The sequence below is a fragment of the Haloarchaeobius sp. HME9146 genome, assembly GCF_025399835.1.
GTDB lineage: Archaea > Halobacteriota > Halobacteria > Halobacteriales > Natrialbaceae > Haloarchaeobius.
In genome coordinates this window covers 2,525,828-2,548,315 of sequence record NZ_JAODVR010000001.1, presented here as the reverse complement: position 1 = coordinate 2,548,315, position 22,488 = coordinate 2,525,828, and the positions used below count along the sequence as shown (strand labels likewise).

The 22,488-nt window shown below is 54.1% G+C and carries 17 protein-coding genes; 11 read left to right on the top strand and 6 right to left on the bottom strand.

Going from position 1 to position 22,488, the window contains the following annotated elements; all coding sequences use genetic code 11:
* Positions 1 to 77 precede the first annotated feature (77 nt).
* The 3 genes from N6C22_RS13205 (at position 78) to N6C22_RS13195 (ending at position 2,130) form a co-directional block, all read left to right on the top strand.
* Positions 78 to 758, top strand: a complete 681-nt coding sequence (locus tag N6C22_RS13205; protein WP_261651580.1) for a carbonic anhydrase — start codon at positions 78 to 80, stop codon at positions 756 to 758.
* Between the two features lie 84 nt (positions 759 to 842).
* The gene (gene hisH / locus N6C22_RS13200) at positions 843 to 1,487 is read left to right on the top strand and encodes an imidazole glycerol phosphate synthase subunit HisH (RefSeq protein WP_261651579.1); all 645 of its coding nucleotides are present in this window, start codon (positions 843 to 845) and stop codon (positions 1,485 to 1,487) included.
* A gap of 22 nt (positions 1,488 to 1,509) precedes the next feature.
* On the top strand, positions 1,510 to 2,130 hold the full coding sequence (locus N6C22_RS13195; RefSeq protein ID WP_261651578.1) for a GNAT family N-acetyltransferase: 621 nt from the start codon (positions 1,510 to 1,512) through the stop codon (positions 2,128 to 2,130).
* Position 2,131: 1 nt separating this feature from the next.
* Here the strand turns inward: N6C22_RS13195 and N6C22_RS13190 are convergent, their stop codons facing one another.
* The 3 genes from N6C22_RS13190 to N6C22_RS13180 all read right to left on the bottom strand — a co-directional run bounded on the left by N6C22_RS13190 (position 2,132) and on the right by N6C22_RS13180 (position 4,259).
* Positions 2,132 to 2,998 (bottom strand): alpha/beta fold hydrolase, encoded by an 867-nt coding sequence (locus N6C22_RS13190; RefSeq protein ID WP_261651577.1) that lies wholly within the window; start codon positions 2,996 to 2,998, stop codon positions 2,132 to 2,134.
* 84 nt (positions 2,999 to 3,082) lie between these two features.
* Positions 3,083 to 3,652 carry a LysE family translocator gene (locus N6C22_RS13185; RefSeq protein WP_261652561.1) on the bottom strand — a complete coding sequence of 190 codons (570 nt, stop codon included), beginning with the start codon at positions 3,650 to 3,652 and terminating at the stop codon, positions 3,083 to 3,085.
* A gap of 139 nt (positions 3,653 to 3,791) precedes the next feature.
* On the bottom strand, positions 3,792 to 4,259 hold the full coding sequence (locus N6C22_RS13180) for a GNAT family N-acetyltransferase (RefSeq protein WP_261651576.1): 468 nt from the start codon (positions 4,257 to 4,259) through the stop codon (positions 3,792 to 3,794).
* Positions 4,260 to 4,499: 240 nt separating this feature from the next.
* On the opposite strand from N6C22_RS13180, the gene N6C22_RS13175 reads away from it, so the two are divergent.
* Positions 4,500 to 5,510 carry a calcium/sodium antiporter gene (locus N6C22_RS13175; protein WP_261651575.1) on the top strand — a complete coding sequence of 337 codons (1,011 nt, stop codon included), beginning with the start codon at positions 4,500 to 4,502 and terminating at the stop codon, positions 5,508 to 5,510.
* Positions 5,511 to 6,559: 1,049 nt separating this feature from the next.
* Here N6C22_RS13175 and N6C22_RS13170 read toward each other — a convergent pair.
* Positions 6,560 to 6,814, bottom strand: a complete 255-nt coding sequence (locus N6C22_RS13170) for a hypothetical protein (RefSeq protein WP_261651574.1) — start codon at positions 6,812 to 6,814, stop codon at positions 6,560 to 6,562.
* Positions 6,815 to 7,383: 569 nt separating this feature from the next.
* Between N6C22_RS13170 and N6C22_RS13165 the strand changes: the two genes are divergently transcribed.
* The 5 genes from N6C22_RS13165 (at position 7,384) to N6C22_RS13145 (ending at position 14,187) form a co-directional block, all read left to right on the top strand.
* On the top strand, positions 7,384 to 8,649 hold the full coding sequence (locus N6C22_RS13165) for a hypothetical protein (RefSeq protein WP_261651573.1): 1,266 nt from the start codon (positions 7,384 to 7,386) through the stop codon (positions 8,647 to 8,649).
* A 365-nt stretch (positions 8,650 to 9,014) separates the two neighbouring features.
* On the top strand, positions 9,015 to 10,463 hold the full coding sequence (locus N6C22_RS13160; RefSeq protein WP_261651572.1) for a ribonuclease H-like domain-containing protein: 1,449 nt from the start codon (positions 9,015 to 9,017) through the stop codon (positions 10,461 to 10,463).
* A 286-nt stretch (positions 10,464 to 10,749) separates the two neighbouring features.
* Positions 10,750 to 11,487: a DUF2321 domain-containing protein gene (locus N6C22_RS13155; protein WP_261651571.1), complete on the top strand. Its 738-nt coding sequence runs from the start codon at positions 10,750 to 10,752 to the stop codon at positions 11,485 to 11,487.
* 136 nt (positions 11,488 to 11,623) lie between these two features.
* The gene (locus tag N6C22_RS13150; RefSeq protein ID WP_261651570.1) at positions 11,624 to 12,895 is read left to right on the top strand and encodes a 26S protease regulatory subunit; all 1,272 of its coding nucleotides are present in this window, start codon (positions 11,624 to 11,626) and stop codon (positions 12,893 to 12,895) included.
* Complete coding sequence (locus N6C22_RS13145; RefSeq protein WP_261651569.1) at positions 12,892 to 14,187, top strand: hypothetical protein; 1,296 nt, start codon at positions 12,892 to 12,894, stop codon at positions 14,185 to 14,187. Before N6C22_RS13150 ends, N6C22_RS13145 begins: the two co-directional genes overlap by 4 nt.
* A gap of 49 nt (positions 14,188 to 14,236) precedes the next feature.
* Here N6C22_RS13145 and N6C22_RS13140 read toward each other — a convergent pair whose 3' ends face one another.
* The gene (locus N6C22_RS13140) at positions 14,237 to 14,902 is read right to left on the bottom strand and encodes a recombinase family protein (RefSeq protein ID WP_261651568.1); all 666 of its coding nucleotides are present in this window, start codon (positions 14,900 to 14,902) and stop codon (positions 14,237 to 14,239) included.
* A gap of 1,258 nt (positions 14,903 to 16,160) precedes the next feature.
* Between N6C22_RS13140 and N6C22_RS13135 the strand changes: the two genes are divergently transcribed.
* Both N6C22_RS13135 and N6C22_RS13130 read left to right on the top strand, forming a co-directional pair.
* The gene (locus tag N6C22_RS13135; RefSeq protein ID WP_261651567.1) at positions 16,161 to 19,967 is read left to right on the top strand and encodes a helicase-related protein; all 3,807 of its coding nucleotides are present in this window, start codon (positions 16,161 to 16,163) and stop codon (positions 19,965 to 19,967) included.
* A 76-nt stretch (positions 19,968 to 20,043) separates the two neighbouring features.
* The gene (locus N6C22_RS13130; protein WP_261651566.1) at positions 20,044 to 21,237 is read left to right on the top strand and encodes a hypothetical protein; all 1,194 of its coding nucleotides are present in this window, start codon (positions 20,044 to 20,046) and stop codon (positions 21,235 to 21,237) included.
* A gap of 210 nt (positions 21,238 to 21,447) precedes the next feature.
* Here N6C22_RS13130 and N6C22_RS13125 read toward each other — a convergent pair whose 3' ends face one another.
* Positions 21,448 to 22,479 (bottom strand): DUF91 domain-containing protein, encoded by a 1,032-nt coding sequence (locus N6C22_RS13125; RefSeq protein ID WP_261651565.1) that lies wholly within the window; start codon positions 22,477 to 22,479, stop codon positions 21,448 to 21,450.
* Between the last annotated feature and the right edge of the window lie 9 nt (positions 22,480 to 22,488).

The window sequence follows — 22,488 nt, the reverse complement described above, 5'->3', positions numbered from 1 at the left end:
GACGTCCAGGGTTCCACGGCTGACCACGCATTACGCCAAAGAGAGAGAATAAACCAGATGCGTGTGTTGACACAAATATGAACTCTGCGTTCGTCCAGCTTCTGAAGAACAACCTCGAGCACGCCAGCGAGTTCGAGCGGCGCTTCGACGAGGTGCAGGACGCACAGCATCCTGACGTCGTCACCGTCTGCTGTTCGGACTCACGGGTCCTCCAGGACCACATCTGGGGCAACGACCAGCCCGGTCGCATCTTCACCTGCGCCAACATCGGCAACCGCGTGATGCAACAGACCGACGCCGGCGAGGTCGTCGCCGGTGACGTGCTCTACCCGGTCGAACACACCGGCACCGACACCATCGTCGTCGTGGGGCACACCGGCTGTGGGGCCGTCACGGCGACGTACGACTTCCTGACCGTCGGCGGCTCCGAACCAGCTGGTATCGAACACTGCATCAACCTGCTGAAGCCCCACCTCAAAGGCGGCGTCGAGGCGCTCCCCCCGGACATCGACCGGGGCGCGGCCGTCAACCGCCTCGTCGAGTACAACGTCGACCAGCAGGTCGAGTTCCTTCGCGGCAGCGAGGAGATTCCAGCCGAAGCCGACGTCATCGGCGTCGTCTACGACTTCCAGGACGTCTACGGCGGCAAGCGCGGCGAGGTCCACGTCATCAACGTGAACGGCGAGCGTACCGTCGCGGCGCTCCGTGAGGCCGAGCCGGACATCGACGCGCGCATCGGCCGGCTCTGGGAGTACTGACACACCTGTGCCCGACTGCCCCATCCTCGCGGCGACATTCGGGGGGACACCAATCGATAAGCCGCGGGCTCGCGAACGGACGGTGTGCAAGTCACCATCATCGACTACGGCGTCGGAAACCTCCGGAGCCTCCAGCGCGGCCTGGAACGCGCGGACGCGACGGTGACCATCTCCGACGACCCCGACGAGATCGCCGCCGCGGACGCGCTCGTGCTTCCGGGTGTGGGCGCGTTCGGCGAATGCGTCCGGAACTCGAAGCCCTTCCACGACGTGCTCGTCGAGGCCGCCGAAGACACGCCTATCCTCGGTATCTGTGTCGGCCTGCAACTCCTGTTCACGGAGAGCACCGAGGGTGCGCCCGAAGGCGAGACCATCGACGGGCTGGACCTGATTCCGGGCCGGGTCGAGCGCCTCCCGAGCGACGACGTGAAGGTCCCGCACATGGGGTGGAACCAGCTTACCATCGAACGCGACCACCCACTGGTGGACGATATCGACGAGGGTGATTTCGCCTACTTCGTCCACTCTTACGGCTCCGCCGTCGCCGACCACACCGTTGCCTCCTGCGACTACGGCTTCGACTTCGCCGCCGTGGCCGCGAACGAGGCGGGCAACGTGATGGGGACGCAGTTCCACCCGGAGAAGAGCGGCGACACCGGCCTCACGATTCTCCAGAACTTCGTGGAGTACGCCCGGTCGTACACCGAGGAGACGGTCGCGGCTGAGTGACGGACTGATTTACTTGTAGCGCGTGTTCCCCGAGACCATCTCGACCGACCGGCTTCGATTCGAGCGCCTCTGTCACGAGACAGTCGACGCTATCGAGTACCATCAGGTCTGCTCGCATCACGAGCCCGGCATCGACGAGGTCACACGCTACCTCCCCTGGGACACCCACCAGACGGTCGCCGAGACCGCCGAGTACCTCGATTCGCTGGAATCGCAATGGCAGGACCGCACCAGGGCCGAGTACCTCATCCGACCGAAGCCGGGCGAAGACGGGGCAGGCGACATCGCCGGCTCCGGCGGGCTCATCGTCGACTGGGAGACACGGACTGGAAAACCGGCAATCTGGCTTCGCAAACGTTTCTGGGGCCGTGGGTACTCCGCAGAGCGCGCACTGGCGATGCTCGCGCTGGCGTTCGACCGGCTCGACCTCGACCTCGTCGCGATTCCCGTCCAGGACCGAAACGACCGGTCGCGGCGGGCGGTCGAAACGTACGTCGAACGCTTTGGTGGCCAGTACGACGGCCGGATTCGGAACTCGACAGTTCGCCCCGGCGGGGCAGTCGTCGACCACCATCGGTACACAGTGACGAAGGCACAGTACCGGGAGCGCGTCGGAGAATCGTCGGTCACGTTCGGGCCGTAGCTCACTTCGTGGTCGTCTCGGCGTCTTCTCCAGTTGCGGTTTCACCGTTTCGGCCAACGGCCCGGTTCGCGAACTGCCGGACAGCAGCCGAGAAGAACGCCGGGTTGTCGAGATTCGAGGCGTGCCCACCGCCGGGGACCACGTCGACCGCACAGTCCACGAGCGTGTCCGAGAGCAGTCTCGCGTGGTCGCGCACCAACCCCTTCTCGTTCTCGCCGTAGAGTATGAGTGTCGGAACCCCGATGGCCGAGAGGTCGAACGGGTGCTCGTGGGCGCGGGCCATCGACCTGATGACCTTGCCGAACTCCGCGGTCGTGATGGTCGTCCCGTCCTCGCGGAGCATCTCGACCCGCTCGTAGTCGCCGCTGACCCCCTTCGAGAACCGCTCCGCGACCCAGACGTTGAACCGTTCGAGGCGTTCGATACCAACCACCCGCACCAGTGGGGGGAACGCGTTCATCGCGACTCGGCGCAGGAACCACTCGCTTCGCGTGAGAATGGTCGGTGTGAAGGTGTTCGCGAGGAGCAGCCCGCAGACCTCGTCCGGGTACTCGATGGCGTATGCCTGCGCCACGAGGCCGCCCATCGAGTGTCCACAGATGACGGGACGGTCGAGGTCCAGTGCAGTAACGAGTTCGTGCAGGTCACTCGCGTAGAGGGCCATGTCGTAGCGGTCCCGGCTCGACCCGCCGGTCCGGCCGTGGCCGCGCACGTCGTAGACGACGGTGGTGAACTCGTCACGCAAAGCGGCGACCTGGTCGTCCCACATCCCGGAGTCGACGATGGACCCGTGGACGAAGACGATGGCAGGGCCGTCTCCGCGTCGCTCGTAGTAAGTCTCGATGTCGTTCGTCCGTACTGTCGGCATGATGGATAGAGAGGTGTTCTGAGACCATCAACGTGTGCGAGTTTCTCACACGGAGAGAACGGGGGGTGTCGACGACGGTCCCGATTACAGTACACTCCAGAGCGCGAGCAAACCGAACCCGCAGATGACGAGCCCGGCGAGGCGGTTCACCAGCCGCATGACGGGACGGGAGAAGCGAGCGCGAAACAGGCTCACGCCGGTACTCAGGACCAACCACCAGAGCGCCGACCCAGTGAACACACCAGTCACGAGGACGGCAGCGTCGAGGTACTCGCCGGAGACACCGACGCCAACACCGGCGAAGATGCCGACGAACGCGAGGATCGTGACCGGGTTCGTGATGGTCAGCAGGAACGTCGACACGTAGTCCCGTGTCAGTCCCTGGCTTTGGGACGAGCCAGCTGCCGCGTCTGCTGGCTCGGCTCGGACAGCTTGGGCCCCCAGATACAGGAGTAACAGTCCGCCGGCGACTCTGATACCGGTCCGGTGGTCGAGCAGAACCGACGATAGCGCCGTGATGCCGAATCCCGCGATTGCCCCGTAGACTGCGTCTGCCGACGCTGCGCCGAGACCACTGACGAACCCAGAGCGTCGACCGTCAGCGAGCGTTCGCTGGATACAGAGGAGTCCGATGGGGCCGACGGGTGCTGCGATGGAGACGCCCAGGACGATTCCCTGGACGAGGATACCGATAGTCGTGGTAACGACGCATCACCTCACGTCTCTGCGGAGACTGAAGACGGTGATAGCGCTACTGGTGGTGTGTGACTGACTCACGGACTGGCGTTCGCTCTCACTCTATCTCCTGCACGAACGCCACCTGCTTCTCCTCGAAGCCGGTGTCCCGGTAGAAGCGTCGCGCACTCTCGTTCGCCCACTCACAGGAGACCTTCAGATGGTCACAGTCGTTCTCTTTGGCGAGTTCCTTCACCCGCGAGACGACCTCGGCACCGTAGCCCTGGTTCCGGTACTCCTCATCGATGAGCAGGTTGACGAGCTGGGTGTAGCTCGTGTACTCTCTGGATGGGTGTTCGCCCTCCCGGAGCGTCACCCAGCCGATGGTCTCGCCGTCCACCTCGACCAGATAGTTGGTCACATCCTCGCTTTCGAGGAGGCGCACGAATCCGTCTTCGGGGACCTCGGCAGGGTCGTCGTACACGAGTTCGTTGAATCTGGAATAGTCCTCCATCCCCGATGCGAGGGTGTACCAGCAGTCGATGAGGGTGTCGATGTCGTCCTCGGTTGCTTCGACGAGTTGCATGGTGCGTGTTGCTCGTGCGGAGAAAATCACGCCATTGCCACTTATCAGTCCCTGTCACTTGTGTGGTGGTGACAGATGGCAGGCTTTCGGGAACGCGAAGTCGGCTACCGCTTGCTGCGGTGTTCGACCGTGTCCAGGTAGCTGAAACGCATGGTACAGAACGGTGGATAGAACTTCTGCGACCGATGGGGTGAACTGCGTGCCCAACTTTGATTGACCGACCGACAGTAGACACGGACGATGGTTCAAGGCGGCCCGGTCGTCCAGATCGGTGTGATTCTGCTCTCCATACTGGGACTGTGGATTGGGGCACGGCTCCTGGTCGATGCAGTCGTACGGCTGGCTCGACGGTTCGGACTCTCGGACCTCACCATCGGACTGACCATCGTCGCGATGGGAACGTCGACACCTGAACTGGCGGTGTCGGTCGACGCTGCGCTCAAAGGGGCCGGTGATATCGCGGTCGCCAACGTCCTCGGCTCGAACATCTACAATCTCGCGTTCGTCCTGGGCGTGCTATCGCTGGTGAAGGTGATTCCGATTGCAGAATCACTCGTCCATCGTGACGGCGCCGCACTCCTGGGGAGCATGCTCGTCGGTGGCATCGTGATCTTCGACCTCACGATTACGCGGCTGGAAGGGACACTCCTGGTAGGCGTGTTCGTCGCCTATACGGCCTATCTGCTCCGTGCCACCCAGACGGACTCGACGACACCCACCGGTCAGTTAACCGGAGACGGGGGCGTGGTCAGCGCAGCGACCGAAGGCGTGGTCAGCGCAGCGACCGAACGTGTGACATTCCGCGGGCGCGATGTCGGACTCTTGCTTGGTGGTCTGGCGCTGGTGCTGGTGAGCGGTGATTACATGGTGCTGGCTGCATCGGAGTTAGCCCGCGGCGTCGGCATCTCCGAGTGGGTCATCGGCGGGACCATCGTCGCAGCGGGGACGTCGACCCCGGAGTTCGCCGTCTCGCTGGTGGCAATCAAGCGGGGGAGCCTCGGTGTCTCGGTCGGAAACGTGATCGGCAGCAATATCTACAATCTCACGGCAATCCTGGGCGTTGCGGCGGTCGTTCGTCCACTCGCCGTGAGCGGCCTGGCACTGCAAACGTTCGCGTGGTTGGCTGGAATCTCTCTCCTGTTGGTCGCTGCCCTCTGGACGGGGCGAGTCCTGTCCCGGTTGGAAGGTGCCCTGTTGGCTACCTCTGAGATCGTTCGGTGGACTCTCGGTATCCTTGGAATCGTCGGATAGGACTCCCGTGACCGCCGATCTCGGCTACCTGTTCTGGCGCTGTTCGACCTTGTTCAGGTAGATGAAATCCATTATGTGAGATTGTAAAATATATGGTGGAGCCTCCCATTATACTCGTTGAATGTAGGCGTTTGACGCCGTCTAAGCGAACTGCTTATTAATGAAATAGTGGGTGCGCTCAGAACGGAGATGTCGAGGAAGTGATTTCCTAAAAGCTCGATCGTATTTGACCGTCCACCACCCCAGACAGTACCGCGGGCGAACGCAGTCTGACCGGATCCATCTGAGCCTCTTACTTGGCTGTCCCACCAAGAAGCGGTAGTTCCGAATGACAGAATCTGCCAAAGGTTCGCTGTACCCTCCAGAATAGACTGATTAAACCAGTCTCCAGATCAGTTCTGCACTTGGTATCGATAACGGGGCTTGTTGTGTATCGGTTCTAAGCGGGGTTTATCTGGTGAATATGTTTATTATCTTGTTCTGATTCACGGTAGATATGCAGAGGCCCTCCGGAGAAACCCTCTCTCTGACACCAAGACAATGTCACCGAGCAATATCTCTACTAAAACGTACGCACGAGGGTGATGTTGAATCCCCTACCGATGTCGTGGACTCATGGGAAGAGCCTAACTGCACCATCGATGAGGAACGGAAAGAAGGCTTATTGCCCGAATATCAGAGCTATATCAATCCTTCTGCAATTGCGGGTTCGCTTGGGATGTCAGATCGGTTGGAGACGCACCGCATCAAGAGAATTCTGGTGTGTATACTTGAGAAGAATTTGGGGTTGGAAAATTCGTGGCCCCCAGTGCTTCAACAGCGTGGTGACCGTTTTTTCGTTACCACGGACGGCCACCATCGATGTATGATAGCGAAAGCAATCGGTTTGGACGAGTTTTACGTAGAATACACCGTCGTCCCTCCGGAACTTCTTGTGCAACCAGACCGATGATCACCGACCGATTCCAAGATGGAACAGACATGTCGGAGCACAAGTGGAGCCTTATGAAGAATCCGCGGCGGTAGTCACTGAGAGCGGATTGGGCTCCTTAGCCGTGCCGTTCCTCGAAATACTCTCGTTGGTGTTCCTCGCAGAGCCATTCGTCTCCTGGCCAGGGGACTGCGTCCCCTTCGCAGCGGGCACACATCTGTCCTTCTGGTGGGGACTTTGCACCTCGGTCACCCATCTCGGCTGCCTCTTCGATGATATCGGCAGCGGCTTCTTCAGTCTCATCGTCGTTTTCGTAGGTGTTGCCAGTCATCTTCACATACTCTTTAGAGTCGAAGGGAACGAATAAATCCATGAACTATACGTTTGTGGGTGCTGTTTGTGGCGGTTCAGGTGACTGTGATGTGTGAGTGTGAACTGTGGCTGTGATACGTGACTGTGACATCGCAGGCTCGACCCGGGTGTTATTGTCGTGAGCACTGATACTACCATTAATCACTATCGGTAATCTCGCTGCTGCACTGAACCGCGCAGGATGGGGTGATGTGCTGGTGCTCCGGCGGAACCAGATTGATCACATCGGTGAGAGTGAATTGATCTTGATCGAGCGATTGAACCGGGAAGACATACCGGTTAATGAAATATCAGAGCGGCATTTGGAGTGGCTGACAGAGCTTGGTGTGGCCAGTGTTGAGGATGGGATTGTGTGCTGCAAGCACGATATGGTCATCATCGAGCCGATAATTTATCCTGCGATGAGGAGTAGGTTATAGGGCGTTCTGGTTCACTGCGGTTAGTTGAGAGCGGGTAGTTTTGTCGTAGTAAAGGGGGCCGCAGTGGCTCCTCCGAAATTGTAGCACGCTCTTGTTTTTTGCCATCGATGTTTTATCTCCGGAATGTGTTGGCCACTCCAGGGAATGGTGAATGTCTCAATTTGAGCTTGTAAATGAGTTCATAGACGTCTCGAAGGAAGACGACCTCACAAAGGCCGTCTTCGGCAGTCTTGAGCTACTGAGTACGGAGGCGCTAAACGAGATTTTCAAGCAAGCAGCATTGGGTGTCAGTGTACAGTCAGAACCTGAATTCACTTTTCACGAGACTGTAAATCGGCGAGAGCCGGACGTTATCATCGAAGACGGACAGAATCTTACCGTCATGGTCGAGGCCAAACTCGATGACCATACCAGGCCAAACCAACTCTCTGATGAATATGATGATCTCATTGAGGGATGGAGCTCGGAATCCCTTCGACTGTGGCATGTCACAGATGACAGCCAGCCACCCCGAAATATCATCGATCGAACCGGTATACCACCGGATGACTTTCTGTGGTGCAGTTGGAGAGATCTTGCTTCGGCGTTACTCAACGTGGATTCGGAGGCGGTGAACAAGACCGACCAGAGTGTAATGGCGATGCTTATCCAGATATTCGAGGACAACGGATTTGCCCCGTTTGGAGGATTCGCTCTCATGAAGGACTCACAATCATTGTCAGGACAGTTGGAACAGGCGTATCAGGTGCGAAAACAGTACTACAGCGAAATCAATTCGTTCAGAAAAGACGTTGAGAGCTATCTCACTGAGGAAGTTCGCTTTTGGCGATTCTTCAGACGTGGTGTCTCTGGAGGGATTGCATCGGGCCAGAAAACATTCCCAACGAAGAGTTGGGAGAATATGCCCAGAAACCTGTGGTTCAGTTATATCCCTCGCGGTGACACTCCTGGACGTGCGACCAGGCAGTCCCACGAAAACTATCTGATTTTAGATTTCAATTCGAGAACGGGCACCATCAGAGCTGGCTATATGATGACTACGGCCACTGGCAAAGTCAAAGACGATGTCTTCCGGAAGATTCTGCATGAACAGAGAGACTTGGTTCTCGAGATTATTCGAGAGAACCAACTTCAGCCATACACAACCAGCTACAGCCTGGGAGACAGACTAGGCCCTGATGATGATCTTGAGCCCTTCCTTGAGCAGCTCGGGGATTCCTCCTACGACGATTCTGAGTGGGGGCGACGATTGCTACTCACCCGAACCTGGAGTGCTGATGAGCTACCGACAAAAGATGAAGGAGACGAATTATTTGAGCCAGCAGAGGTGACGAAGGAGGTCGCAGGCGCATTGAACGACATTTACCAATTAACGTATTACGACTACGATCACATCTTCTATCCCAAAACTGAATAACCGCACCAAGTTCCGCCGGTGTAGTACTTTTCTCTGACGCTCTCCAGACAGACCTTGATGCTCGCTGTGGCAATGAGCTGTTACTGTGGTGTACGACTACAGGTGACAGTGATGCGTTGGTGTGAATTGAAACGGTGACGTGTGTCTGTGATGCTGAGTCTTATCCACTCACAACAAGGGCTGGTGACGAGCGTTTCGCTGAGCGTGCCTCGTTGGTGGTTCGTGACGTCTCGATATCCCATACGAGGAGAGTTTTAGTGATGGTTGAGGTTGTTCTGGTTGAACTGCTAGCCGGCTAGGGCGGGGCGAGAGCGACAGTATTGATGCGAATGTTTGTAATCTAGGAACTCACAGCAGAGGATAGGATGAAGTTGCTTGCGGTGTCGGATTGGCGTGTCCAAGATATCAACCTCCTGTACGAGGCACTTGATGGTCGCGATGATATCGACGCAATCGTGTATGCTGGAGACGACCTTAACCGATTCCACGACGGAGATACAAATCACCTCGCTGAACTGGGAGCAGCCACTACCACTGGGAACGCCTTCGCTGTCTGCGGTAACGATGACCTCCCGGGAGCAGCTGCGCCATTATTCGAGCCATCCAACGTCCACGACGTTCACAAGGAACCGTACGTCATTGACGACACGGCGTTCATCGGCCAGGAAGGCAGCTTGGAGAACACTCCCGGACATATTCTCTATTCGGAAGACGAGATCGAGACACACCTCGCTCGGCAGTTCGAGGCCGTCGCGGATGCGACGCAAGTGTGTCTAATCACTCACACACCTCCGTTCGGCACTCTCGATTACGCCAGGCGCTTTGGGCAGCGTCCAATCGGCTCACACTCCGTCGCAGACGCCATCACCACTTATTCACCAACCGTAGTAGTATGTGGTCACTGCCATCTCATGGGCGGGCGGAGAGCCGTTCACAGCCGCGTTCCTGTCCTAAATATCGCCTGCCACGATGACCTTGGTGCCGATGCACGTTACGCTACCATCGACCTCTCAGCATCCGACCCAGACATAACCACTGGGACACTTCCAGACACCCCCAAATCGGAACTGCTACGGCTCATTCAAGTCGGCCCTAGCCGCCTCAAGCATATGGAGGAGAAGGCCATCAACACCCTCGACGACATCACATCCGCGAACAGACGGACGCTGATTGACCTCCCTGGATCGAGTGCTTGGCACGCTGACCGTTGGCTTGCTCAAGCTGATGCTATCCGAACCGACACACCCACCATCTACACCCCCGAGAACCTCTCACCGGTTTTTGACGATTCGGTACTGCTGTTTGACCTAGAGACCGACCTCGACCAAAGCCAAATATTCCTAGCTGGCTTCTACGACACCACTACTGACACCATCACACAGTTTTTCGATACTGACGACGAGGAAGAACTGCTCGCAGACCTGCGCTCGTTTGTCGCTAATTACGACGACCCGACGCTCATCTACTACGGCGGGAACAACTTCGACGAAACTTGCCTTGAGGAATCACTCAGTTCCCATGGCTTCGGATCACTCAGGTCACAGGTCACATACTGGGATCTCGGGATTTATGCCCAACAGGAACTCTTCGGTGACTTTCCGGACTACCACCTTGGGAGTGTCGCGATGAACGTCAGCGACTGGACGCCGACCAGCGATCTTGACGGCTTCCTTGTTGGTCTACTCTATACGCAGTACAAAAATGGCGGCTCGGAACCTGAGTGGGACAAACTAAAACAGTATAACCGAGAAGACCTCCGGGCCCTCAATTCCATCACCGAATTCATCACCGAATTCATCACCAACACAAAATAAGAATTCCAAATGTCTGAGAGTGAACTATCTCTGTGTTATCAAATCTGTAATGGTCGGGTCTTGATCCATACACTGAGGGGTGGGTCACCACCCACACCGAGATTCAGGAACTATTTTCTGAATTTGTCCGTTTTAAGGGCTTTATCGGTGGTTTCCACTCACAACGAGGGGTGTCCCCACTTCTTTGTGTTACTTTAGAAGCGGGCAGAATGCTGGTGGAGGTTCGCCCGATACAACGATGGGACGAATCTTATAACTGTGTTCAAAAGGCACGGTCAAGACAGCCATGGGAAAAGTCAACCCTGCGGCCATCTGTTCAAACGGACATATTATTGACTGGAAGGCCGACCATTCAAACCTAGTTAACCAAGCGAAATGCCAGCACTGTGGTAAGGACGTACACGATGATTGCCCAGCTTGTGAAGCCAAATCTGTTCTTGCTTGGAGAGAAACTCACCAAGACAAGTCCGATGACTGGCGTGCTGAAGATTATTGTCGATCTTGTGGGGAGGCATTCCCTTGGGGGCCTGACCGAATTACGCAGTTTTTCAAAGGGAAGGGAATTTCCTTTTCTGGACCTCCGAACCCGTCTCCACGCGAGAGAATCCTTCCACACCCGACCCGTGAACAACTCGTGGAAATGAAATATGGGAAGGAAGCAATTGAGCATATTAATGACGGTGACAAGTGTTACAAGAAAGAGCTCTGGCGTCCGGCTCTCGCGATGTATATTCATGCATTTGAGTGGGTGATGATCGCCTACCTAGAAGATCGAGAGGGGTTCGATGTTGTTGAAAAAGAACGTAATGGACAGAAGTTCAATTTAGCTGGTCGGACACCTAATTTGTTGGCTGTTCTCACCGACAAGGTGACCCTTGATCAGAAGACGATTGAACGGATAGAGGATATGAACCGTGCCGAGAGACGGTGGATGGCTCACCATAGATCGGGGGAGGTGCTAAGAGATGAGGTGGATTCCGTCCGCTCTCGATTAGGGGTTCTTCTCAGCGTGTTGTTCGACTGATTTTCGTCTTCACGGGGTGGGCCTCCCATGAACGTAAGTTGTTTTCGGAGGAAATAGTGACAAACCCACATACGTATATATTCTACCCTTCTCAATCCGGTATGTTGATACGATATCACAATGGGAGTTGGAATAGATGGTGACCACTATTGCCTCCGTTAATGATGTAGCGGACGATGGGAAATACATAATCGGATATACCGATGGGGACAATGATACAGTGGAATCACAGGTCACCGATGTCGAACCTGGTGATTTGGTCATAACAGATTCAGTCAGGGGGAGCCGGGTCATAACTGAGATCGCTAAGAAACAAGGATGGCGGCACCACAGATCAGTGGGAGTCGTTGAAGAAGTTCTTGAAGAGACCTTAGTAGTCAGAACCGAAAACGGTGTGAGATCGATACCGTGCAATGAAATTGATTCTGTTGAGGTAGGGAATACGATTGAGCTATCTCAAGCAAATAGTTTCTGTCGTATCATCAGTGATGACCCGGTTGAGATTACACCAAAACCAGATGTCGAAGTTGGAACGATCTCGATAAATCTTGGTGGCGAAGAGGACGCAATAGAGGAAGAGACGGGGAAGGATTTTCGTCCAGAGCAACTTCCGGAGATTTCGTTTGCGGATATTGGAGGTCTTCGAAGAGTCAAAGAGAGAGTGCGCGAGGCAGTATTTATACCTAGGGAACGGTCCGAGGAGTTTGATGAATTGAATCTGGACATAAAACGCGGCCTCCTTTTCTTCGGGCCTCCAGGCACAGGAAAAACGATGGTTGCGAAGGCGATTGCAAACGAGTTGGAAGGATTCTTTTTCAGCATTGGTGGCCCAGAAATTGTCAGCAAGTATTACGGTGAAAGCGAGCAGCAAATTCGGAAACTCTTCAACTCAGCAGAATCGAAGGCTGCTAAAGAAGACACCACAGCCATTGTGTTTATTGACGAAATAGATAGTATTGTTCCCCGCCGCAGTGGCGCTGACGAAACAGAACGTCGTATTGTAGCCCAATTCCTCGACGCTCTTGACGGTTTGGAGGATCGAGGAAATGTTGTTGTGATTGGAGCAACAAATCGACCAGATGCAATCGATCCAGCTGTACGTCGATCAGGTCGTTTCGGTGAGGAAGTTGAATTTGAGTTGCCCACGGCAAAAGGCCGGCAAGAGATTCTAGAAGTGATTCTCCAAGGAAAACCGACATCAGACCGCGTGGATACGGCAGATATCGCTAGCCGAACAGAGGGGTGGTCAGGCGCGGACTTACAAAGTTTAGTCCAACGGGCAGGAATAACAGCAGCAGAGGATGGTCGAACAGTTATAGATGAAGAGGATATTCAAATCGCGTTCGAAAGGATTGACAGCCAAAGGAAACGACGGCAGGCGCGAGAACAGCGGAAGGAGGAAGAATGATGGGCTATTGGAAGTATTGGCTCTTCGGTCAGCATACTGGCGAATCAAACAGTGAACAAGAGGGGTTCGGTTCCCTGCGGGAATTTATCTACCTAGATGAACTGAGCGTTCGCAGCCTACTTGCCTCGACTGGCGAAGGGGGCATCCCTGTTGAGACATCAAACAAATCGCTGAAAGAGAAGACAAGACAATTTGGTGGGGGGATTTCTGCGGATGCCGGGGTTGCATCTGGGAATGTAAGGGCGAATGGTCAGAACCGACAGCAATCTGCTAATGAGACTGTCAGTTCTCTTGAATCAGGCCAATCAAGATTCACGCAGTTGTATCAGAGCAACGCTGTGAAGAAGCGAGTTTCTCTTGGAAACCTCAAGAAGAGTCGCGAAATAAATGATCTTGGAGAAGTATACCTTTCAGATTTTGAACGAGGGGATGTGCTTGAACTGCGAGTCGATCTCCAAGCTAACCTTTTGTTCCGCCTATACCGAGCGATAGAGTACTTCTACGACGTTGCTCCCGAGCAATTCGATCCAGATACGAAACAGATGCTCACACTAATCCGCGAAAGTATTGGGGGCTCAATACCAGTCATAGGAACCGCGACCAATTATGAATTGGTGTCTGAGGACACAAGAAGTCTACAACCTCTTCAAGAAAGTGAAACTCCGAGTCCAGATTCGGAAGTACTTTTAGTAGCCCAACTTGAGTTGGAAAATCTCCGAGCAGACCCAATTGATACGCTTTTTGATGACGAGGAGTTCGTAATGTATTGTCGAATTACCTCGGTGGATGTGGGGACGTGGTACCCACTAAAAATTACTCAGGTCTTAAACAGTCTTCCCGGAAACGCGGCTGAGCAGCTTAACAGTCTCATGGAGAATGGGTTGAGTGAAGCACGGACTGAACTTGTTGATATTGACCTTCAGAATGGAGAAACCGGTACAACCAATCCAACCGTTCACTCCGCTCTCGTCTACCATTATGCTTCGTTACTTGAGACTGAAACTGGTGAGTCAGTAAATGATTCCCTCACTGACTCGATAGTGAATCAAGTATTTGAGTCCGTTAATGTCGATGATTACGAAAGTGGGAGGGAAGCGAAAAAAGCCCTTCTTGAGACATATACCGATGTATTTATTGATCAGACGGATCTCGATGAAGTCGATTCGGGGACACGCTTGGAGTTGCGGAATCAAGCGATAGATGCATTGGAAGACTCAAAAGTCCAGGTTGATGATGACCAAAAAAATATTGAACCTGTTTTCGAAGTCAAGCCTGTGGCCATCTACTGGTAGCACGTCCTATATCTGATGTCGAAATCGACGAATCCTCAAACAAATATGCCTACTCAGAGTAAGTAAGATATCGTTCTTTGTTGTTCAAAATTCTAGAGATAGTACCATTGCTGACGCCGGTTTCGTCACCAATCTCTGACCAAGTCGCACCATCCTCCCACAGTCCTATCACAGTAAGCGCAATCTGGAACTTTTCTGAATCAGGTTCAAGATACTTTTTGTCTGTATCGAACTGGAACCCGAACGGAGGGCGGCCCTGCCAGTACCCACTTTCAACACGTTCACGGACCTTCTGTTTCGCTTTCTGTATTTCACGTCGCTTAGCCACGTCATCCATATAGTTTCGAATCATCTCAATGAGCCATGATTCGTCGTCACTGAGCTCAACTTGGCCATCGACAGTTGTCCACAGCTCAACACCCCACTCGTCGAGGTCGTAATAGAGGATGGAGCGCTCCCGCTTGTCTCGGGAAAGACGGTCGCGGTCTCGAACGAGGAGTACATCCACATCGTTTGATTCGAGGTACGCCTGCATCTCAAGGTACTCGGGACGAGTTGCGTCAAAACCCGAGGAGCGTTCGCCATCATTGTAGATTTTTACCAGACTGAACCCCTCTCGTGCGGCGAGGTCTCGAATCTCTTGTTTCTGGTCTGGAATGCTGGTGTCACTGGTCTGTGAGAGACGAGTATAACCGATGGCCCGAGGGTTACTCATCTTCTTCAACGACCTCCATGGTGAGCTTCGAGGAACTGGCGAGGTTCCATTCGACTGTTTTTCCGTCGAGGTCGAGACTGTCGGCGAACGCCTTGGGAATAGTAACCTTATACTGACCGTTGCTACCCTGATTGACTCTTGTCTGGTTTGTTTTCGGCATTTCTCTTACCAGACCTTACACAAGGACTAGATATAGGGCTATTGGGTCCCACTCCAGAAACCGGGGTTTCCGGAGTAAGCTACAGATTCAGCAAACGTGTAGATGGTATACAACCGAAGGCCGTGACAAAAGAACAGACAGGATCTCGGGTATAATGCTAACCAGGCTGCGGAGAAGGATGTAGACGAACCAAATCCAAGCCTCTCGAAGTTGCCGTTCCTACCCCATCAGGAGTTCTTTGCAGCAACCAGAGTTTCGCAGTTCAGAAAACCACTTTGTCCAATTGAACCCCAAGGCTGAATCGGCAGTGGAGGCAGACGGTCCAAACGAACTAGCACCTACTGAGGAACAATCAAGCGCGGAGATTACAACGTCAAGGTCACAACAATTTCTAGCATCTTTGTGTGTATTTCACCACCCAATGCAGAAAATGAAATAAAAGAGACTGGTCTCTTGGCTGTTACTATGGGGAGAGAGAGAGTGGTAGTTCCAGTGCAGAGCCGCGAGAGGGGGGTAGGTATCTCGAGAGGCTGGAAAGGTAGAAGCAGTTACTTACCTACCCCCCCAGACACCTTGTAAATTAATTTCTTTTTTCGCTAGTACGGTAGTGGTCTGTTGTCTATTGTAATAAGCGTGTGCTCGCGCAGTAGTACTTCCAACCCTTCCCGACCCCCCTTTCGGAGCCGCGGACTGGAACTGGCACTCTCTCCCCCTACGTCGGGGAATTAACATGACAACATGAATTTCATTTGCCCATTCCTTTATAAGCGGACTATAGGGTATCGCCGCCCATGCGACACCGAGGTCATGTCTGGCTGACATCGAATCGTGTGTCCCCCAAATCCAAGGATTGTAGACTCCCCACCAGCTCACGAGTATTATCCAAATCAAAACCTAGACTCCCGACGATGTGAAATCGCTCATTCCACAATCTCCTCTTGAGGTTTCGAAATAACACACGATGCAGCTTCGTGTAACTCGAGACTGTGCAGTAAGTCTCCCGAGCAGCAATCCGCACTGAAAACCAGAGATGAAGTCCTGAGTTACCGATTCTAGGGAAAGTATGATGATATTGTAATCCGACTTGCTACTCATCTGATGTTGCCCTCGCTTGATGCACTTGTGGATAACACGAACAAGACGCTCGAAGATGTTTACAAGACCGTCATCCCCGAGTGCGAGGAGATCCGTATCGCGACTGGCTATTTCTACCTATCCGGGTTCGACCTGTTCAAGGAAGATCTCGATAATCTCCGCGACCCAGATGAACTCGGACAAGCCCCATTTCGAATCCTTATGGGGCGAAAGACCGACCGAAGCACCGTTGAAGAGGTAAGTGAAGGGCAGACCCTTCGCGAACAGTTTGAGGAAGAACTGGTGCAGGATATTGATGACTTGAACAACCCACAAGTAGAGCGGCTGGATCGTCTTCGTGACTTCGTTGCAGAAGGACTTGTTGACGTCCGAGTTCGAAATCCTGATTCAGGATATTTCCACGCAAAAGGAGCGTGTTTCCGGGGGGCAACAGAGGACCCGAGTCTGCGCGAGGGTGACCAAGATCAGAGGGGCGCGGTGACTATTGTAGGGTCATCGAACTTCTCACAGTCCGGTCACCGTCACAACATCGAGCTCAACTTGACCAGTAAGAACGGTAGCGATGCAGAGGCATTCGAGGATTGGTACGACAATCAATGGGCTAACGGCGAGGAGTTCTCTGAGGAAATCATCGATATTATCGAGGAGAGCGAGCGATACCAGCAGTGGAAAGAACAGCAGAAGGAGGACATTGGAGACCCGGGCAGGGAAGATGTTGGAACGTATCTGGAGCCGTTCGAGATGTACAAACTCCTCGCCTATGATGAGCTGAACGGTAACGTCAGCGTCCGTGACAGCCCACTCTACTACTTCCAGACGCTCGGCTACGAGAGTGCAAAGACGAAGCTCTCGCAATACAATGGCTGTATAATCTCCGACTCAGTCGGTTTGGGGAAGTCGTTCATCGGGAGCGAACTCCTATACGACTACCGTGAACAAGGCGACCGATGTCTCCTTATCGTCCCGGCCAACCTGACCGACCAGTGGCGTGACCTACTCCAGGACGCGACAGACGAGGACGGAGAACCGTTCTTCGGCCTCGAGGTCGATGGTGAACACTTGCGAGTCATGAGCATCAGCAAGTTCCAGAACCTCACCTACGAGGAGGTAAATGCACTAGATAGCCAATTTGACGTAGTGCTCATCGACGAGGCTCACCGGTTCCGAAACTACGGCAAGTGGGAACCAAACCCCGTTGACGACGACGATTACAAAGGAACCCGACGACATGCGAACGTTCGAGTCCTCCGGAGTAACACGATGATAATGCTGACTGCGACGCCAATCAATAATTCAGCCAGCGACCTCAAGAATCTCATCGGGTTGTTCACCGACGGAAACGAGCTAATGAACAAGGCCTCGCTGAAATTCAGTGCTTTTGACGACTATATCGATCTCGCTGCGGAACGTAAGCGAGTTGCTGCTGGGAAAGAGGAGGCCTCTGAGGAGGAGCAGCGTCAGATGACAGAACAGCTGAAGCGCCACTCGGACGAGATCTCCGAGATACTAAACGAGGTGATGGTGCTCCGAACTCGAAAGCACGTCAAAGAGACGCTGACCGATCAAGACGAGTTCGAGATGAGTTTCAAGCCACCAGAACTGAACAAGGAGCAGTACTCACTGCCTCCCGCCTACCAGCCCATTTACCGGATGCTTCCAGACGTGATGGATGCGCTCCACCTCCCACACATCACCATCAAGAACCCGCAGGCAGGGGGCACACTGAAAGCACTGTACAAGCTCAACCTGCTGAAACGTCTCGAGTCCTCCACTTACGCCTTCGTCCAATCAGTACAGACGCTACACGAGAGTGAGCGTTCGCTTCTTGGATTCCTCGACGGGCTCCCCGAGGAGGAAGATATCGATGTACTGCGTACCATGGGTGGCGATGAGCCAGGAACGACATTAGAGGATTTCGTTGAGGGAGCAGACGCGGCTGAAGACCTGGAGCAAACGCTTGAGGAATTTGGGTTCGACAGTGGTGCCCTCCAAGCAGATGGGGGCGATTCAGACGACGAACTAGCCGATGCCACGGTGGGAGAGGTGAAAACGTACATTCGCGAAGACCTGACGCTCCTTGCGTACTTCCTCTCCCGGTTCATCGGTCGGGTAGCCCGTGACTCTGGAGCTGTCGCGGACTTGGAGGTCGAACTGGAGCACTGGCTCGATGACCACGGTGCAAAAGTCCTTCCGGACGTACCTGAAGATGATCCGAACCCCATCCTTTATCCCGGACACGATTTGAGTGAATCCGATAGCGCCACATTGGACTTCTACGAAGCCGTGTTCGCGCTCCGCGAGTTCCGTGACCCCAAGATTGACCGGTTAGCCGAGGTTCTGAACGGATACGAGCAAAAAGTACTCATCTTCACCCAGTACCGTGCGACCGCAGATTACGTCCACAGAACGCTCGTCGAAAACGAATCGTCACCCATGACGATGGAGAACAGTGCGGTTGTAAAGGGCGGTGACGAGAACAAACAGGACATCATCAAACGGTTCGCTCCAGAAGCATCAGGATACCAGCAGACACTAGCTGAAAGTGAGGAGACGGAGTTGCAGTACGTGGTCGCAACGGACACCCTCAGCGAAGGTGTGAACCTTCAGGACATCTCGGTCGTCGTCAACTACGACCTTCCGTGGAACCCCATGCGAATCGTCCAGCGGGTCGGTCGCATCGACCGCATCGGATCGACCGCGGACAAGTATGTACACAACTTCTATCCTGATGGAGACATCGAGGCTGCAATCAAGCTTCTCCAGCGCTTGCAGGCGAAAATCAACGACATTGCCCTCATCGTCGGGAAGGAGAACAACATCCTTGACCCGAACGAAGATGCGGTGCTGGAGAAGGCAGGAGTCGAGACAGAGAAGACCATCGGCGAACTGGAGATAGAGGAGATCGAGTCCTCGATTCGGGAGTCCCGGGAGGTGACAGACTACAACGAACTGGACGACACTTCGAAGAATCCACTGCTACGGAACGCCGGAAGCGACGAAAACGCGGCATTCGAGCGCGTGTTACTCAAGCAAGAGCTGAACGACGACTATGGACTCGCTTCTGAAGACTTCGAGTTCGCGGAGGACTACTTCGAGGAGCACACCAATGACCGTGAGTTCCTCTACACGAACGCCATTGACCACGAAAGCGGCCCGCGTCCAGGTGTATTCGGTCTCGTCCATTTGTGGTTCGAGAACGAAGACACCGGTGAACCGGAGGATGCGCCGCTCGGACGTGTGCGGCGAGCGTTGTACTACAAGCCTTTCACTGGTGATCTGAAGGAACGACCCGTTGGCGCACTCGGCATTACACCGGAAACCGAGGGTAAACAACTATCCGGAAACACCGACAGGGTGTTAGCGAACAGAGAGTCAATCGAGGAGCATCTCTCCGAGCGGTTAGAGGAGATACGTGAAGGTCAGGTCGAAGAGGTGTTCAGTGGCGGTGGTCAGTCGGCCACACAGGAGATGCTCCTCGATATGATGCAGATGCGAATTCTGCCACAGTACGGCGATCAACCCGCACCCGTAGATGAACACGATACAGTCGGGGAATGGACGAATGCGCTGTTCGACCAGCTCGATCGAGTGAAGTTGGAGCACACGGACGAAGACAGAGTGTTGCGAGAAACCTTCCGGGAACACCCCGATTACACTGCACTCGGCGACTGGCCGGTCGAGGAGTTCCTCGTCGAGCTGGAGGCGTTCATCAAGGACAATATCGAGATGTCTGCGGAGTACCAGACCACTCTAGTGGGTGAGAGCGCTGTCCAGGCCCGACTAATATGCTGGGGTGTGATTGGGTCATAACCTGCCTGTGAAACTTTTTGAATAGTAATACCATTGGTCAAAAAATTATTAACTCTTCAACATCGAATCAGACCTGATGTCATCTGTGCTAACTGCCTTCATCAATCACACGGACAAGGCCTCCTTCCACAAATCTGTGACCCGATATCTCTACCACAACGATTTAGCAGCGATTCACTATAACGACACTCCAGTCTCGGCACACCCAGACGAGGTCAAGAAACTAGATAAGCTCAAGGACTACCTTACACAGGGAGCTATCTTGGGAGTTCGATATCACAAAGCGCCGGAGCTAAAAGGTGGGTTGAAAGTAGGCCACGTAGGGCCTGCTGTTGAGGATGCTGAAGGATTTGACTCAACAATCCATATTATCATTTGTCGTGGAAAAGGATCTGAGACACATCCTAAAGATTTAGATCCGGAGAATCGAGTTGTCGGTCATATTGAAGCAGAATTGGGGGAGCGTGAGCCAGATATCCAGTCTCGGTGTGAGGGTCATCTATTGGAAGAATTCAATACATTGGTTAACGGTGCTGAGGGAAGCGACTGTCTAAAAGTTCTGAAAGCAATCCAAATCAAGAAGCCTCAGTGGATCTGGTACCGTCACTATCCAATGTTCGGCTCTATCCGTCATCAACAAACCACAGCCCGTTGGAAAGACGGGAATCAGCAACTTGTTGCAGCATATCTAGGGGTAACGAACCTCAGTGATGTTCGTTCTTATCCAGAGTTCACGGAGAGCTTGTGGGACAACGCAAAAAACAAAATAAGGAATGCGGAAGAAGTTGAGTTACTGTCGGATGGTCAATTAGAGATTCTGTGCGATGAATACCTTCGAAGCGGCCTTGATAAACACATTGACCAAGAGGACGCAAAGGAATCTGCGTATCAAGATTACTTCCATCTCCAACCGATGGGAGGCTCGCAAATTGCAGTCGATATTATCGCACGTGATGCAGAGACAGAGACACCCATACTATCCCAAATCACTTTCCGGAAAGGGTCTACCTCCAAAGTCGATGACCTCAACACATATGCTGAAGAGAGTAATCGAGACGGTTTCGATCTCTGGTATTTCGGATCTCATGCACGTACCGACGAAGAGCTTCAACTTTACAGTGAGCGGACAGGCGTCCGACTACGGTCAATCGAAGAAACCTATCAGCTAATGAACCAACATCGACCCTCCGTCGTCAACGAGTTGTTATCGGTTCCCGATCCTTCGGAGACTGGCGAACCAGAAGTCAAGGCAGAAACTACCCTCCGATAGTAGTGTACTGGTTGTGGCCAATTTGATTCCCCCCATACTATTTATGAATATTTATTTCTTATTGGTCGAGCCTCACTAGCTGATTCGCCCTGGTCTTTTGGAGTTATTCGCATATTTTGTCGTACTCCTCATGAACCGATAGTCGGGTCGTCTTTGAACGGGATGGTGATTGGGGCTAATCTTCCAAGTTAACAATCTGCATACCGAGATTCACCAGTCAATGTCACCGACCTTCGACCGTCGAAGTTCAGACAAGCTCATCTCGTGGTCAGGGTGTAGCCAGTACGGGTATCCATTGACGTTGAACTCACGGCCAGTCGCCTGTTCGAGTACTTCCTGAGCCAGAGCAGTGAATGAGTACTCTGCACCGTTTTCCAGCCACTCAACGTTGTCACTCCGCCCAGTCTTCCCCGTGATTCGACCACGCCAGAAGTCGTCCTCCGGGTCGTACTCGCGTTCAGCGTCGTCTGGCAGGCTTTCTTCGTCAAAGAGAACTATGTCCCCCTCCTCGACAAGCCCCGCCTCTAGCAAGACGGTGATCGCCCGATCTGCTCGACTCGACGACCGGCTCTGTTGGCGTTCTTTCTGCCGGCGCTTGGCCATGTACTCCTCGGCCTCTGGGATGGGGAGCACTTGCCGAGCACTGACGAACACCTCCTCGTCGCGTTGGTGGACGTCTAGTTCGATGCAGGTAATGTCCATCCCGTACTCTCGTTCAAGCCACACAACAGGGGTTGTAATTTCCGGGCCGAAGCTGCCCGCGGCGAGCAAAATCCGTGGCCGGTCGTCCAGGACGAAGTCCGCGTAACCGTCTTCGGTGGTGACAACGTCCTCGCCGAGGAATTCACTGAATTGCTCGCCGACGGCTTCAGGCGTGAGTTGGTCGTCATCGTCGCGGCGATTGTTCCAGAATGCCCGGTAGTCCTGCTGGAGTTCCTCGGCGCTGATGGTCGAGCAGTAGCTCGCGTACTTGATCGCCTGGAGGTCGGTCGTCTTGTCGGCGCTATCCCGTTTCAGTTCGATGACTACGAGCTTGCCATCGGGGTCGAGTGCCAACACGTCGGGACGTTCGGCAGTCCGGTCGAACTTGGCATACTGGGAAGCGACCACGAGTAGGTCTTCACCGAGTATCGAGGGTGTCTCAATGATCCACTCTTCGATGTCTGCCTCGGTTAGATTGAGGGCATCGAAACTCGTTGGTTCGAGTGCTGACACACCATTTTCGTCTACGTGGTAGACCATCTTTTGTTG